Annotated in this window: 15 protein-coding genes; 14 read left to right on the forward strand and 1 reads right to left on the reverse strand. The window is 35.3% G+C overall.

The genetic code is table 11. The features are described from left to right. Positions 1-4 precede the first annotated feature (4 nt). The 14 genes from J3U00_RS05355 to J3U00_RS11650 all read left to right on the forward strand — a co-directional run bounded on the left by J3U00_RS05355 (position 5) and on the right by J3U00_RS11650 (position 13,829). Positions 5-1,048, forward strand: coding sequence for a methionine ABC transporter ATP-binding protein (locus tag J3U00_RS05355; protein ID WP_065563611.1), 1,044 nt, complete (start codon positions 5-7; stop codon positions 1,046-1,048). Positions 1,049-1,146: 98 nt separating this feature from the next. Continuing rightward, positions 1,147-1,746: a methionine ABC transporter permease gene (locus J3U00_RS05360; RefSeq protein ID WP_065563747.1), complete on the forward strand. Its 600-nt coding sequence runs from the start codon at positions 1,147-1,149 to the stop codon at positions 1,744-1,746. A gap of 264 nt (positions 1,747-2,010) precedes the next feature. Then, positions 2,011-2,829, forward strand: a complete 819-nt coding sequence (gene mlaF / locus J3U00_RS05365) for a phospholipid ABC transporter ATP-binding protein MlaF (RefSeq protein WP_081299570.1) — start codon at positions 2,011-2,013, stop codon at positions 2,827-2,829. Further along, positions 2,829-3,608: a lipid asymmetry maintenance ABC transporter permease subunit MlaE gene (gene mlaE / locus J3U00_RS05370; RefSeq protein WP_267331800.1), complete on the forward strand. Its 780-nt coding sequence runs from the start codon at positions 2,829-2,831 to the stop codon at positions 3,606-3,608. Before mlaF ends, mlaE begins: the two co-directional genes overlap by 1 nt. Before the next feature lie 11 nt (positions 3,609-3,619). Continuing rightward, positions 3,620-4,192: an outer membrane lipid asymmetry maintenance protein MlaD gene (mlaD, locus tag J3U00_RS05375; RefSeq protein ID WP_065563613.1), complete on the forward strand. Its 573-nt coding sequence runs from the start codon at positions 3,620-3,622 to the stop codon at positions 4,190-4,192. Between the two features lie 2 nt (positions 4,193-4,194). Beyond that, a complete protein-coding gene (gene mlaC, locus J3U00_RS05380) occupies positions 4,195-4,836 on the forward strand; it encodes a phospholipid-binding protein MlaC (RefSeq protein ID WP_065563614.1) in 642 nt (213 codons plus the stop codon). A 6-nt stretch (positions 4,837-4,842) separates the two neighbouring features. Then, positions 4,843-5,121 (forward strand): STAS domain-containing protein, encoded by a 279-nt coding sequence (locus J3U00_RS05385; protein ID WP_267331801.1) that lies wholly within the window; start codon positions 4,843-4,845, stop codon positions 5,119-5,121. A 71-nt stretch (positions 5,122-5,192) separates the two neighbouring features. Further along, positions 5,193-5,450, forward strand: coding sequence for a BolA family protein (locus tag J3U00_RS05390; RefSeq protein ID WP_220225699.1), 258 nt, complete (start codon positions 5,193-5,195; stop codon positions 5,448-5,450). Positions 5,451-5,539: 89 nt separating this feature from the next. Beyond that, positions 5,540-7,567, forward strand: a complete 2,028-nt coding sequence (gene prlC / locus J3U00_RS05395; RefSeq protein ID WP_267331802.1) for an oligopeptidase A — start codon at positions 5,540-5,542, stop codon at positions 7,565-7,567. Next, positions 7,554-8,285 carry a class I SAM-dependent methyltransferase gene (locus J3U00_RS05400; protein ID WP_267331803.1) on the forward strand — a complete coding sequence of 244 codons (732 nt, stop codon included), beginning with the start codon at positions 7,554-7,556 and terminating at the stop codon, positions 8,283-8,285. Before prlC ends, J3U00_RS05400 begins: the two co-directional genes overlap by 14 nt. A gap of 15 nt (positions 8,286-8,300) precedes the next feature. Beyond that, on the forward strand, positions 8,301-8,990 hold the full coding sequence (gene rsuA / locus J3U00_RS05405) for a 16S rRNA pseudouridine(516) synthase RsuA (RefSeq protein ID WP_220225696.1): 690 nt from the start codon (positions 8,301-8,303) through the stop codon (positions 8,988-8,990). Positions 8,991-9,072: 82 nt separating this feature from the next. After that, positions 9,073-10,314 (forward strand): Bcr/CflA family multidrug efflux MFS transporter, encoded by a 1,242-nt coding sequence (locus J3U00_RS05410; RefSeq protein ID WP_218058474.1) that lies wholly within the window; start codon positions 9,073-9,075, stop codon positions 10,312-10,314. Positions 10,315-10,316: 2 nt separating this feature from the next. Further along, the gene (locus tag J3U00_RS05415) at positions 10,317-10,838 is read left to right on the forward strand and encodes a gamma carbonic anhydrase family protein (protein WP_065563620.1); all 522 of its coding nucleotides are present in this window, start codon (positions 10,317-10,319) and stop codon (positions 10,836-10,838) included. A gap of 105 nt (positions 10,839-10,943) precedes the next feature. After that, positions 10,944-13,829 carry a DNA translocase FtsK 4TM domain-containing protein gene (locus tag J3U00_RS11650; protein WP_416379878.1) on the forward strand — a complete coding sequence of 962 codons (2,886 nt, stop codon included), beginning with the start codon at positions 10,944-10,946 and terminating at the stop codon, positions 13,827-13,829. A gap of 60 nt (positions 13,830-13,889) precedes the next feature. On the opposite strand, the gene J3U00_RS05430 is transcribed toward J3U00_RS11650, so the two are convergent. After that, the gene (locus J3U00_RS05430) at positions 13,890-15,053 is read right to left on the reverse strand and encodes an MFS transporter (protein ID WP_267331804.1); all 1,164 of its coding nucleotides are present in this window, start codon (positions 15,051-15,053) and stop codon (positions 13,890-13,892) included. Positions 15,054-15,218 lie beyond the last annotated feature (165 nt).

Here is a 15,218-nt window from a genome sequence, read left to right on the forward strand (position 1 = left end):
CATAATGATAAAATTTGAAAATGTATCGAAACAATACGAACGAAATGGAGTTACCACCCAAGCATTACAAAACATCAACTTAACTATCCAAAAAGGCGATATCTACGGCATTATTGGTTATAGTGGTGCAGGAAAAAGTACGCTAGTTCGTCTGATAAACTTTCTTGAAAAACCAACTCAAGGCAATGTTGTTATTCAAAACCAACCATTGAATCAGTTATCAAACTCTCAATTACGCCAAGTTCGCCGTAAAATAGGCATGATTTTTCAACATTTCAATTTACTTGAATCCAAAACCGTATATGAAAATGTTGCGATCCCTCTAGTCCTCATCAAAAAAGATAAACAAACGATTAAACAGAAAGTTCATGAACTGCTCGAATTTGTTGGATTAAGCGATAAAGCTAATAGCTATCCTAAAGAGCTATCAGGTGGACAAAAGCAACGTATTGGAATTGCTCGGGCCTTGGCGAACGATCCCGATATTTTGCTTTGTGATGAAGCCACATCGGCACTCGATCCACAAACTACTCAAGCTATTTTGGAATTAATAAAAAAAATTAATGATAAATATAAAATAACTGTCGTTCTAATTACCCATGAAATGCATGTAATACAGCAAATATGTCACAAAGTAGCAGTTATGGAAAAAGGTAAAATTATCGAACATGGCAATGTACTTGATGTCTTTGGTCATCCAACGCATAAAACCACACAAAAATTTGTTAGTTCAGTTATTAATGACCAAATCCCTGAAGGTGTTGTTGAAAATCTGCTAAAAATTGAGGGTGATAAACATAATATTAAGTTGTTTAAGCTTGAATTTTTAGGTCGTTCGGCCTCAGAGCCGGTTATGAACGCATTGATCTTACAGCAGAAAGTAGTAGTGAATATTTTATTTGCCCATATGTCTGAAATCGAAAAAACGGTATTAGGCAGTATGTTTGTTCAATTAAAAGGAAGTGATAATAATATCGAACAATCAGTGCAATTTCTTCGCGAAAATGGGGTTAACGTTACAGAAATCAAACATTGGGAGAACAACTAATGGAAATAGTCAACGATTTTATCAATTATATAAATACTAATTTTCTAACCAGAGTGACCGTTGAGCAATATGCACAAGCATCATTAGACACATTATATATGGTTGTTTTTTCATTAATATTAGGCGCATTAATCGGTGTTCCATTAGCAATCTGCTTAGTCACCACCCGACCATCAGGTTTACTCGAAAATAAACGGGTTTATCAGATTATTAACCCAATTATTAATTTTGTTCGCTCATTACCTTTTATTATTTTACTCTTTTCACTTCATTCATTTACTTACTTTATAGTTCGCACATCAATCGGTACGACAGCAGCAATTGTGCCCTTAACTTTTTATGTTGCGCCTTATATTGCTCGGCTTGTTGAAAACTCATTATTAGAGGTAAAAAGCGGTATTATTGAAGCAGCTGAATCGATGGGCGCAACGCCAGTACAAATTATTTGGCACTTTATGCTACCAGAAGCATTTAGTTCATTGATTTTAACTTTCACAACCGCCACAATTGGTTTGATTGGGGCTACAGCAATGGCAGGGGCTATTGGCGCAGGTGGTATTGGAGATGTCGCCTATTCGCAAGGTTATCAACGTTTTGATGATACCGTCATTTATATCTGTGTTGTGATCTTAGTTATTGCAATACAAATTGTACAAAGCATTGGTAATTATTTGGCACGCAAGGCAAGACACGAATGATCTCAACTAATTAAACCCTATTGCAACACTTTATACTGGCGTTTATTTCAAAACGCCACTATTTACCACAAAAAATCAATAAATATAATTCAATATTCTCATATAGTTAAAATATTAAAAAAGTTTTAGCATAAAATGACGAACAAATAAATTCAGCATATTTTATGATTACCATCACTAAATCAGCTACTTGCTTAATACATTTGTTTATTTGTAATAATCAAGTAAAATAACCGACATTTAATTATGGTAGTGTAGGAACTCATTGTGACCAACACATTACAACAAAATCTGGTCGAAATACACGATATGTCTTTTTATCGTGGGACTCGTCCAATTTATAAAAATATGAACTTGACGGTTCCCAAAGGCAAAGTTACCGCAATTATGGGGCCATCGGGAATAGGTAAAACTACACTATTAAGACTGATTGGCGGGCAACTTAAGCCACAATCAGGTCAAATCCTATTTGATGGTGAAGATATACCTAGTATGACTCGTTCAAGGTTATATGAAGTCCGTAAAAGAATGAGTATGTTATTCCAATCTGGGGCTCTATTTACTGATTTATCAGTATTTGATAATGTTGCTTATCCATTAAGAGAACATTTTAATTTACCAAAACCTATTTTACATAATTTGGTATTAATGAAATTACAATCAGTAGGACTTCGTGGTGCAGCTAACATGATGCCTTCAGAACTATCTGGAGGAATGGCACGGCGGGCAGCATTAGCCAGAGCAATAGCACTCGATCCTGATTTAATCATGTTTGATGAACCTTTTGCTGGGCAAGATCCTATATCCATGGGCGTAATTGTCAAACTTATATCTGAAATTAACCAATCACTTGGATTAACCTGTATTGTTGTTAGCCATGATGTTAGTGAAGTATTAAGTATTGCCGATTATGCCTATATTGTTGCTGAACAACATATTATTGCTGGCGGTACATCTGAAGAATTACGCAATAATGATGATTTACGAGTAAAACAATTCCTTGAAGGATTAGCCGATGGCCCAGTACCATTTCATTATCCTGCGGATGATTACAAATTAGACCTAAGTAGAGGTGCAAACTAATGTTAAACTTAATTGCAAAACTTGGGCGATCAATAATCAATATTATCGCGATGCTAGGTCGCTCAGGCATAATGCTATTTGGTGCACTTATCGGTAAACCTCAATTTAGCAAACAATTCCCATTACTTGTTAAACAATTTTACTTTGTCGGTGTACAATCGCTATCAATTATTATCGTATCCGGTCTTTTCATAGGAATGGTACTAGCACTACAAGGTTACTTCATTTTAACCACCTTTGGTGCTGAAGCCAGTTTGGGGATGCTAGTCGCACTTGCGCTGTTGAGAGAACTTGGACCTGTAGTTGCAGGATTACTATTCGCAGGTCGTGCCGGCTCAGCTTTAACCGCTGAAATTGGTCTAATGAAGGCCACCGAGCAATTATCAAGTATGGAAATGATGGCAATCGACCCATTAAGACGAATTATCGCACCAAGATTTTGGGCTGGATTTTTTTGTATGCCGTTTCTAACAGCAATTTTTGTCGCTGTTGGCATTTTAGGTGGTGTATTAGTAGGTGTTGATTGGAAAGGTATTGATGCAGGATTTTTTTGGTCATCCATTCAAAGTAATGTCGATTGGTGGCACGATTTAGGCAATTGTTTTGTTAAAGGCTTTGCATTTGCAATCGCTAGTACTTGGATTGCTCTATTTAATGGCTATGATTGTGTGCCAACATCAGAAGGAATCAGTCGGGCAACAACGAACACCGTTGTCTATTCATCATTAGTTATTTTGGGGTTAGATTTTATTTTAACCGCATTAATGTTTAGTAATTGAGGTCATTAAACATGAGTCGTAAAGTTGAAATTACAGTAGGGTTATTTATGGTGCTGGTTATTTGCTCAGTACTATTTTTATGTTTTAGAGTTACCGATCCAACGTCTTTCGCTCGTCATAACTCCTACCGTGTTTATGCAGTATTTGATAACATTGGTGGATTAAAAGTAAGATCACCAATTAAAATTGGCGGTGTAGTGATTGGTCGTGTAAGTAATATTAGTCTTAAATCAGAAAAAGGTGCAACGTATAAACCTTATGTCACTATGGATTTAGATGCTCAATACAATAGAATTCCAAGTTCTAGCTCGCTTTCAATCAAAACTTCTGGCCTATTAGGTGAACAATTTATTGATATCAATTTTGGGTTAGATCAAAGCATTGAACACGAACTTGATTCATTAGATTCTGATACCACTACAACAACGAGTAATAGTAATAATAAACCAGCTTATCTTATAGATGGTTATGTCATTAACAATACAAAACCAGCCATGGTGATCGAAGACTTGATTGGACAATTTTTATATAGCACAGGCGGATCATCAGATAAAAAACAAGATACCAATGATAGTAAGGAGTAACTATGTTAACCAAATTTAAACAAGCCCTTTTTTTAGTACTTGCATTAGTAATAAGTTCTTCAGCATTTGCAAACGATCCTTATAACGATATGCAAGTTGCTGCTGACAAAATATTTAGTACGATGAAAGCTCAATCAGCATCAATTAAGTCAAATCCAAATAAACTTAAAGATATTGTAAGAGCGGATTTATTGCCTTATGTCCAAGTTAAATATGCAGGCGCATTAATTTTAGGTGATGCTTATAAATCAGCAACTGACGCACAACGAACAGCTTATTTCAAAGCTTTTGAAAACTATTTAGTTCAAGCTTTTGCTCAAGCACTTTCTATGTACAACGGTCAAACTTACCAAGTTGAGGCACCAAAAGATTTAACTAACAAATCACTTATTTCAATTCGCGTGCTTTTAAATCAGCCAGATAAAAATCAACAACCTATTCGTATCGATTTTCAATGGCGAAAAAATACAGTAACAGGTGAATGGAAAGCTTATGACTTAACAGCTGAAGGAGTAAGCATGGTTACAACTAAACAAAACGAATGGGCAGCTATTCTTCGCCAAAATGGAATAGATGCATTAACCAAACAATTAAATGATCTATCCAATCGCAAAATTGATCCAAACGCTAAACAAAAAGGTTAGTTCATTATGTCGCGAATCCAAGCAGAAAAACAACAAAATGCACTTAATTTAATCGGTGAACTTGATTTTCACTCTTTAAATGATTTATGGATTGCTCAAGATACACTATTAAGCAATATAAGCCATATTGATGTATCTAGAGTAACACGGGTTGACTCTTCTGGACTCGCGACACTTGTCTATTTTTGTAATCAATATAATGTAAAATTGATTGGGATCAGCCCACAATTACAAACACTAATTGAGCTTTATGATTTGCAAACAGTGATTAATCATCAAAATTGATGCAATTTGAGAGCTCAAAAACCCCGTTCCTCAACTTTTTTTTATAAAATAGTTAATACTGAGTTTAAATAATGGATAAACAAGAAATTATAGCTAAATTAAAAAATTCACTTAACCTCGACGATGTGCATGTACTAACAAACGACGGCAGCCATTTTCAAGTTATTGCCGTTGGTGAAATGTTTGCTGAATTAAGTCGTGTAAAAAAACAACAAGCTATTTATGCACCATTAGCGGAATTTATTAATGATAATCGAATCCATGCATTATCAATCAAAACCTATACACCGACTGAATGGCAACGTGAGCGAAAATTAATGGGTTTATAATTACCCTCCATGAACATAGAAACTTGAATAAAGTTTTTTTAGCCACATGTTTTATAAATAAACATAATCATTGCATAAGGTATTCCAGAATGACTAACCCACTATTAAGTAATTCATCATTACCCCTATTTTCACAAATCAAACCTGAGCATGTTTTACCAGCGATTAAAGAGACATTAAACAATTGTCGTAAAACGATTGAATCTGTGCTTGAACAAAATAGTGAATACACTTGGGATAATCTTGTTCAACCCATTGATGAAATGGATGAAAAATTTAGCCGAGCATGGTCACCGGTTAGTCATCTTAATTCAGTGAAAAACAGCCCAGAACTACGTGAAGCATATGAGGCTTGCTTACCTTTGCTATCTCAATACAGTACTTGGGTAGGACAACATAAACCACTATATAACGCCTATAAACAACTTAAAGATAGCAACCACTTCGAAAATTTAAGCAAAGCACAAAAAAAAGTAATCAACAATGCATTGCGGGATTTTGAATTATCGGGCATTGGATTGGCGGATGATAAGCAAAAACGTTATGGTGAAATTGTTGCCAAACTTTCAGAATTATCATCTCAATATAGTAATAATGTATTAGATGCCACTATGGGCTGGTCAACATTAATCACGAATATTGAAGATTTATCCGGAATGCCTGAAAGTGCCTTAGCCGCAGCTAAAGAGCAAGCTAAGGCAAAAGAGCAAGATGGTTGGTTATTAACGCTCGATATTCCAAGTTATTTACCGGTAATGACTTATTGCGATAATCGAGATTTACGATTTGAACTCTATCAAGCATACAATACTCGAGCGTCTGACCAAGGACCTAATGCCGGTAAGTGGGATAATACAGAAATCATTAAACAAATTATATCGCTTCGAGCTGAACTTGCTCAGTTACTTGGTTTTGACACATATGCCGATAAGTCATTAGCAACTAAAATGGCTGAAACTGTAACGCAAGTTACCGCATTTTTAACCGATTTAGCAACCAAAGCTAAACCACAAGGTGAAAAAGAATTAACCGAACTTAAAAGATATGCTTATGAGTATTTTGGTGCAAGTGATATCAAACCATGGGATATCGCTTATTACAGCGAAAAACAAAAGCAACATCTTTATACCATCAATGATGAAGAACTTCGTCCATATTTTCCAGAGGATCGAGTTATTAGTGGCTTATTTGAAGTCGTTCGTCGTATTTTTGGCATTACTGCAAAACAGCGTCATGATGTTGAAGTTTGGGCACCTGAGGTAAAATTTTACGATTTATATAATGCCAATGGTGAATTAAAAGGTAGCTTTTATCTTGATTTATATGCTCGTGAACATAAACGAGGTGGTGCTTGGATGGATGATTGTATTGGTAAAATGCGTTTTGCTGATGGCCATATCCAAAAACCTGTTGCCTATTTAACTTGTAATTTCAATCGACCAATCGGTGATAAACCAGCATTATTTACTCATAATGAGGTAACCACATTATTCCATGAATTTGGTCATGGGCTACATCATATGTTAACTGAAATTGATGTGTCATCAGTGGCTGGTATTAATGGTGTTCCATGGGATGCCGTTGAATTACCGAGTCAATTCTTAGAAAATTGGTGCTGGCAGCCTGAAGCTTTAGAATTTATTTCAGGTCATTATCAAACTGGCGAACCATTACCACAAGAAATGCTAGAAAAAATGCTTGATAGCAAAAACTTCCAAGCTGCATTATTTATTCTGCGTCAGTTAGAATTCGGTTTATTTGATTTTAAATTACATAGCGAAAAAACACCTGATATTTTAGAAACTTTAAAACAAGTCAGAGAACAAGTTGCAGTAGTACCAACCGTAGATTGGGGTCGATTCCCTCACGCATTTAGTCATATTTTTGCAGGAGGTTATGCCGCGGGTTATTACAGTTATCTATGGGCTGAAGTTTTATCTGCTGATGCGTTTTCTCGCTTTGAAGAAGAAGGCATCTTCAATGCAAATACAGGTAATGCTTTCCTGGATAATATATTATCTCAAGGTGGCAGTGATGAACCAATGACATTATTCAAAAATTTCCGTGGTCGTGAACCGCAACTTGAGGCATTACTTCGTCACTATGGTATCCACTAAAGTTAACACTGCTCAGCTCAAAAAGTTAGCTGAGCAGTGGTTATTCGAGCATCCTGATCTTCCATTTACTCTCGTTAATCAAAACAATCAACTTGAGTTACAAAAAACTGATGAACCTAAATTAGGTGCAATCGCGGTTAATTTTGTGTCTGGTGCGATGGCTCATCGTCGTCAATTTGGTGGTGGTCGTGGTGAAGCGATAGCTAAAGCTGTTGGCGTTAAAGGTAATTATTTACCCACTATTATTGATGCAACAGCTGGATTAGGACGAGATGCATTCGTATTAGCTTCTATTGGTTGCCATGTTACTATGTTTGAGCGACATCCTGTTGTTGCAGCCTTGTTAGAAGATGGGCTTAATCGTGCTTATCAAGATCCAATCATTGGTCAGCAATTACAAAAGCTGTTACATTTAATTTATAATTCAAGTTTACTTGGGCTCAATTCACATCAAGAAAAACCTGACGTTGTTTATCTTGATCCGATGTTTCCGCATCGACAAAAAAGTGCATTAGTGAAAAAAGAGATGCGAATTTTTCAACAATTAGTTGGTAACGATCTCGATGCAGAAAGCCTACTTGAACCCGCAAGACGATTAGCTAAAAAACGCGTTGTGGTTAAACGACCTGATTATGCACCATTTTTAGCCAATCAAAAACCAACGGCGGAAATTAAAACTAAAAATCATCGTTTTGATATTTACACACCATGTTTATAGGAATAGTATTTGAATATGCGACTGGATAAATTTCTAGCTCACCATCTAGGGGTAAGCCGAACAATAGTCAATAAAGAACTGAAAGCCCAAAAGGTAACTGTTAATGGAGCTGTTGTAAAATCAGGTGCTTACCATATCTCAGATGATCAAATTGTAGAATATGATGGTTTCGAAATTATACCTATTACCGAAAATCGTTATTTCATGCTCAATAAACCACAAGGTTATGTTTGTTCTACTGATGATCCTGATCACCCAACTATCCTCTATTTTATTGATGAACCTATGTCTGAAAAGCTGCATTCAGCAGGTCGACTGGATTTAGACACCACTGGGCTAGTTTTATTAACTGATGATGGTAAGTGGTCACATCGCATTACTTCTCCTAAACATCATTGTGAAAAAGTTTATCAGGTAACCGTTGAGCAACCTCTTAATAATGATCTTATTGAGATATTTAAACAAGGTATTCAGCTAAAAAGTGAAAAAACACTTACTCAACCAGCTAAATTAGTTATCCTTGATGATTACCATGCAGAACTTACAATAAGTGAAGGTCGATATCACCAAGTGAAACGAATGTTTGCAGCTGTAAATAACCATGTCACCCAGTTGCATCGTAAACAGATTGGCAATATTATTCTTGATATACCTGAGGGCGAATACCGGCCTCTTACTCAAGATGAGATCAATTCGTTTAATTAGCCGTTTGATTCTTAACTAATGTTTTCTTTTACTAGGTTTTATAGTTAAAACTTAGTAACTTTGTATCCAAAGGAATGACAACGTGCAAACACAAGAACCACAAGTAGAAATTAAAGTTTCTAAACAAGCACTTATCTTTATTCTTGGTTTCATTTCAATGTTAATGCCATTATCTATTGATATGTATTTACCAAGTATGCCAACTATTGCGAACAAATTTAATGTCGCCGATTCAACTGTGCAGTTGACAATCAGTTTCTATTTATTAGGATTTTCATTAGGTCAGCTTTTGTTTGGTCCACTCACCGATAGTTACGGACGAAGAAAAGTTTTAACTGCTGGACTAATTATTTTCATAATTGCAGCATTATGTTGTGGTCTTGCTGCTAATATAAATCAGTTAATCACAGCCCGATTTTTTCATGGAATAGCAGCATCAGCAACCACTATTGTTATTAATGCATTAATGAAAGATATCTATCGCGATCGTGATGATTTTTCTAAAATGATGTCTTTTGTAACATTGATATCGAATGTTGCCCCATTACTCGCACCGATTATTGGTGGTTTTATTCTTTATTGGTTCAATTGGCAAGCTAACTTCTATGCACTTTGCTTAATGGCGATTATTTGTTTTGCATTAGTAACAATCAATATCCCTGAGACATTAGCCAAATCCAAACGTGATAAATTCAGTATAATTCGAATTTTAAGCAACTTCATTGCCCTATTTAGACATAGACAAGTGTTTACTTACATGATGATTGGTGCATTTTCCGGAGCCGGATTATTTTCATTTCTAAGTTTAGGACCATTTGTCTATATGAACTTACATGGTGTTGCATCAACCAATTTCGGCTATTACTTTGCTATTAATGTTATGGTCATGGTTTCAATGAATACACTCAATAGCCGTATTGTAAAACGGGTTGGTTCTATTAAGATGATTCAGTTAGGCTTACTCCTCCAATTTATTACAGCCATAGGTATGGCTACAGTGAGTATATTTGACTTAGGTTTTGTCTTTTTAGTGGCATGTATTGCTGGTTATATCGGTTGTATTTCAACCATAGGTGGTAATTGCATGGCTGTAATACTCGATTATTATTCTCATATAGCAGGCACAGCCTCCTCGCTTGCAGGCACCATCCGCTTTGCCGTCGCTGGCGCTATCGGAGTCTTACTTTCAACACTCGTTTCAACTCATAATACAGCAACTGTTACGAATAATTTAACAGAATGGCTAATGGTTGGCTCAATGGTTATCTGTAACTTTTTTGCGGCTGGATTGTTTTTGAGTGTCAAAAATATAAAAAGGAATTAACCATGATTTATCAATTAGAAAATCTAAAACCACAAATTAATTCTAAGTGTTTTATTGCTAAATCAGCAGACATCATTGGTGATGTTATTTTAGAAGAAGGCGTATCTATATGGTTTAACGCAGTTTTGCGAGGTGATATCGCAACTATTCATATTGGTAAAAATAGTAATGTTCAAGATAACAGTACTATTCATACAGAAACTGACATTCCCTGTATTGTTGGTGAGAATGTCACCGTTGGCCATAATGTTATTTTGCATAGTTGTAATATTGAGGATAATAGTTTAATTGGTATGGGAAGTACTATTTTAAACAATGCTAGAATTGCCAAAAACTGCCTAGTAGGTGCAAACTCACTAGTTACACATAGTCTACCTTATGAGGAAGGTTGTATGATTATGGGATCTCCAGCTAAAATTATTCGTAAACTCACAGATGAAGAAATTCAAGCAAATATTAAAAATGCTCAACATTACGTGTTGAATGCAAAAAGATTTAATCAAACCTTAACGCTATCGAATTAATAGTTGCTAATAAATTAGTTTTTATACACCTTTCACGCTATGAGTAGGTTCAATTTATGATAAAATACTCAAAATTTTTAATTAAGATAGTTTTTAGGTACGTGTTTGAAAAAATCTAAAATTACAAGAAGACAGATTGTTGCACAATTAATTCTATTATCATTAATAGGCCTGTCTGTTTACTTATTTTTATCACTGTTTACTTACAACCCATCAGATCCTGGCTGGTCACGTACAGCTTGGCACTATCCTATTAGCAACTTAGGCGGTTATATTGGTGCATATATTTCTGATATCTTATTTCAGTTTTTTGGATTAATCGCCTATAGTTTACCGGTTATTATTATCTTTTTTTGTTTACAATTAATGGGTTACTTTTACCGCCATGCCAGTGATCCTATTAACTATTTTAGTGTTTCTTTCCGAATTATCGGCATTTTAGCTTTTGTACTTAGTTGTTGTGGTTTTTTTGCTCTTAATATTCGCGATCCAGAACAATTCCAAGCAGGTGGTTATTTAGGTTCGATAGTAATTGAAAGCCTTCTACCTGTTATGAGTAGCTTAGCTACCTCTCTAGCTTTGCTTGCAACAACACTAGCATGTATTACGCTTTTAACTGGTTTCTCTTGGCTTTATCTGTTTGAAAAAATTGGTGCTTTAGTTATGTTCATCCTGTCACCAATAAAATGGTTATTTACTCCGGATAAAGTTTCACAACCAGCTGATTCGAAGCAAGAAGACAAATTAACAACAGAAAAACAGCCTCAATTTGATCTACCTATTGATGTTGATAGTAGTGATAATATTGACTCAACCAAATTGGCGACAGAATCAGATATTAGTACAACTAAACCTATTTCATTAAAAGATGATGAAGTATTTATAAAAACTGCTGCTCAATTATTGCAATCTATTGAGGCAAATACATCTCCTAACGAAACTAACCAACCGACTAAAGATATATCTAAAAAAGAAATGGATCCTGACGCGATTTTAGCGCGAATGGAAACTATTTTGAAAAATATGAATGAAAGCACCACGAGTGATATGAGTTCAACAGAATCTGATGGAGAAATTAATAGTCGTGAGGCCTTAGAACCTTTTGAAGAAGATAAATACGCTATTGCCGATGCACCAAGTAAACCTTTATTCACTATGGAGCATAATGAGCCAAAAATTAATCTAAATCATATTGCATCTCAAGATTCAGTTGATCCAATTGTAATCGAACCTTTAGCGGAAACATCACCAAGTATTACACCTGAATATCATAATACTAATGATATTCCAGCCGAATTTGAGATACCCGAAGATGTTGATATATCACTTCTTAAAGAAGAAAACCCTCTCATTGATGACATATATCAAAATGAGGTAGTAAACGAATCAAATGAACAACAAACTAAAAATGAAATAAAAGAAGTTACGGACGAGGACGAGGATAAGGAAGAAAGCCTTATTCATCCTTTGCTAAAACGCAATGATAAGCCTTTACCTAAACCAACAACACCGTTACCTTCGTTAAATTTATTAACGCCACCACCAACAACTCGAATTGAAGTTGATCACGCGGCATTAAATGCAATGTCAGAGCAAATCGAAAAAAGCCTCTCTGATTATCGAGTAAAAGCTAGAGTTGTCGATTATTTACCTGGACCCGTTATTACTCGCTTCGAAATTGAACTTGCACCAGGTATTAAGGCAGCAAGAATTTCGACACTTGACCGAGATTTAGCACGCTCATTATCAATGCCTTCAGTACGGGTGGTCGAGGTTATTCCAGGTAAACCGTATGTCGGAATTGAATTACCAAATAAAAATCGACAAACTGTTTATTTCAGAGAAGTATTAGATAGTCCACAATTTAAAAATGCACAATCTCCTTTAACAATTGTATTAGGAAAAGATATCGCAGGACAATCAGTGGTTGCAGATTTAGCTAAAATGCCACATTTATTGGTTGCAGGAACGACCGGTTCAGGTAAATCAGTAGGTGTTAATGCCATGATATTAAGCATTTTATACAAATCACAACCTGAAGATGTTAGGTTTATAATGATTGATCCTAAAATGTTAGAACTATCTATCTATGAAGGGATTCCTCATCTATTGACTCAAGTAGTAACTGATATGAAAGATGCGGCTAATGCTCTTAACTGGTGTGTTAATGAAATGGAGCGTCGCTATCGATTGATGTCAGCATTGGGCGTTCGTAACATTGCTGGTTTTAACGAAAAAATCAAACTTGCCGAAGAAATGGGACGACCAATTCCAGATCCTCTTTGGAAACCCACTGATAGTATGGATCTTGAAATGCCAACGCTTGAAAAACTTCCATATATTGTGGTTATGGTGGATGAATTCGCCGACTTAATTATGGCCGTTGGAAAAAAAGTCGAAGAGCTCATTGCACGACTTGCACAAAAAGCTCGAGCAGCTGGTATTCACTTAGTACTTGCGACTCAACGCCCATCAGTTGATGTGATTACTGGTTTAATCAAAGCCAACATACCAACTCGAATAGCATTTACTGTTTCAAGCAAGATTGATTCACGTACTATCTTAGATCAAATGGGGGCTGAATCACTTCTAGGTATGGGTGACATGCTCTATTTAGCACCAAATAGCTCAATTCCTATTCGTGTTCATGGCGCATTTGTACGTGATGAAGAGGTTCATGCAGTTGTGCAAGATTGGAAAGCGCGTGGCACACCTAAATATATCGAGAATGTAACAGTTTCAACTGATGATAATGAAGGTAATAGCTTCGATATGACCGACGAAGAACTCGATCCACTTTTCGATCAAGTAGTAGCATTTGTGGTTGAAACCCGTCGAGCATCAATATCAAGCGTCCAACGCAAATTTAGAATTGGTTACAATCGCGCTGCTCGAATAGTAGAACAAATGGAAGTTGAAGGGATTATAAGTGCGCCAAGTCATAATGGTAATCGCGAAGTACTTGCACAAGCATCACCTAATGATTATTAGGCTTAATTTCAATAGTAAAACCATTTAACTAATAAGATAGTGTGCTCACTATATAAAATTTTAAGTGGTCTGCTTTCTAAATTTTAACCAGTAAATCATTGATAAAATTGCGCCTATTATTGCTATACCGGCTAAGGCAAAATAGGCGATTATCATCGACCATTTCAAACTAATTATTCCAACAATAATTGGAAATAGCGTCATACCTAGTGCATAAATAGCTTGAAATAATCCCATGGCAGCAGAACGAGCATATGATGGCACATCTATCATCGCTTCAAAATTTAAAAACGAAAATAGTATACCCGTCCCTATACCAGGGATAATTTGCAATAGAAGAATAATATAAACAGAAGAGACCTGAGGTACTAAAATACAATAAAGTGCTAGTAATAGAAAAGATAAAATTACCCAGCTTGAAATTCTCATCAGATTAATCCACTTAGTCGCCCCCAATTTAGCAAATAGAACTGAAGATAACATATAGACAATTGAAGAAATGCCAATTAAAAATGCATTCCCCCCTAAATCACTCAATATCTGATTAGTAAAAGACATTGTGGTAGACATTTGAATCCCTTGCTGAATTAAAGCAAGAAATGAGAAAAACAATAATTTTCGATTACATAATGCGCTAAACAAAAGATGATAGTTAAAATCATGATGGATCTTTTCCGGATATTTTAGCTTTATTGCTAAAATAAAAGCCAATAACCCGCTAAAGCAACTAAGCACACAAATTCCTACCATATGAATATAATCATACAATAATGTACTTGTTAAAAAGGCTAAAAACACACCTAGATTATTAACCATTATAATTAAACTAGTTGCATACCCTTTTTTAGATTTGGGATAAAAACCTAAAAAGAGCACCATAAAAGAGATCCACATTGCACTGGCGAAACCTGAAATTATATTACCAACGAGAAAACCAGTTCCATTCGGTTCAATAATACGAATCACCGATGCAATTCCGGCAAAAAAGGTGCCTAATACAATAAAAATTTTATGTTTCTCTTTTACATTGGCTAATAAACCAACCGGCAATCTTAAGAATAATTGCGAAAACCCATAAGCACTAACCACCATTCCGATCATAGTAGTCGATATATTTATCGCTGCAAGATAAGGGGTTTGATAAGGAATATAGATATATTGTGCATACCAGAAAAAAAACACAATACACAACAATAAATAAGACTTCTTCTTGGCTGACTTCATTTATCCACAATTTTAATACTGATAATTTTTTGCTCTAAAAATATATCTAAATAAATTATTTAGCAATAATTATGACAAACTTGTCTAATTTTTTAAAGTATGCTAGCTTGAAGTGAATTAAAAAGTGATAAAAATTGATCTTACTAAATTCATAATTCAAATATC

Origin of the sequence: Gilliamella sp. B3127, assembly GCF_026536935.1 — a bacterium.
Taxonomy (GTDB): Bacteria; Pseudomonadota; Gammaproteobacteria; order Enterobacterales; family Orbaceae; genus Gilliamella; species Gilliamella apicola_E.

Bases quoted from the DNA above. Each gene is read 5' to 3' on its own strand.
- prlC (WP_267331802.1), top strand. From the start codon at position 5,540: ATGACTAACCCACTATTAAGTAATTCATCATTACCCCTATTTTCACAA.
- mlaD (WP_065563613.1), top strand. From the start codon at position 3,620: ATGAGTCGTAAAGTTGAAATTACAGTAGGGTTATTTATGGTGCTGGTT.
- rsuA (WP_220225696.1), top strand. From the start codon at position 8,301: ATGCGACTGGATAAATTTCTAGCTCACCATCTAGGGGTAAGCCGAACA.
- mlaC (WP_065563614.1), top strand. From the start codon at position 4,195: ATGTTAACCAAATTTAAACAAGCCCTTTTTTTAGTACTTGCATTAGTA.
- J3U00_RS05415 (WP_065563620.1), top strand. From the start codon at position 10,317: ATGATTTATCAATTAGAAAATCTAAAACCACAAATTAATTCTAAGTGT.
- J3U00_RS05385 (WP_267331801.1), top strand. From the start codon at position 4,843: ATGTCGCGAATCCAAGCAGAAAAACAACAAAATGCACTTAATTTAATC.
- J3U00_RS05430 (WP_267331804.1), bottom strand. From the start codon at position 15,053: ATGAAGTCAGCCAAGAAGAAGTCTTATTTATTGTTGTGTATTGTGTTT.
- J3U00_RS05400 (WP_267331803.1), top strand. From the start codon at position 7,554: ATGGTATCCACTAAAGTTAACACTGCTCAGCTCAAAAAGTTAGCTGAG.
- J3U00_RS05355 (WP_065563611.1), top strand. From the start codon at position 5: ATGATAAAATTTGAAAATGTATCGAAACAATACGAACGAAATGGAGTT.
- J3U00_RS05390 (WP_220225699.1), top strand. From the start codon at position 5,193: ATGGATAAACAAGAAATTATAGCTAAATTAAAAAATTCACTTAACCTC.
- J3U00_RS05360 (WP_065563747.1), top strand. From the start codon at position 1,147: ATGGTTGTTTTTTCATTAATATTAGGCGCATTAATCGGTGTTCCATTA.
- mlaE (WP_267331800.1), top strand. From the start codon at position 2,829: ATGTTAAACTTAATTGCAAAACTTGGGCGATCAATAATCAATATTATC.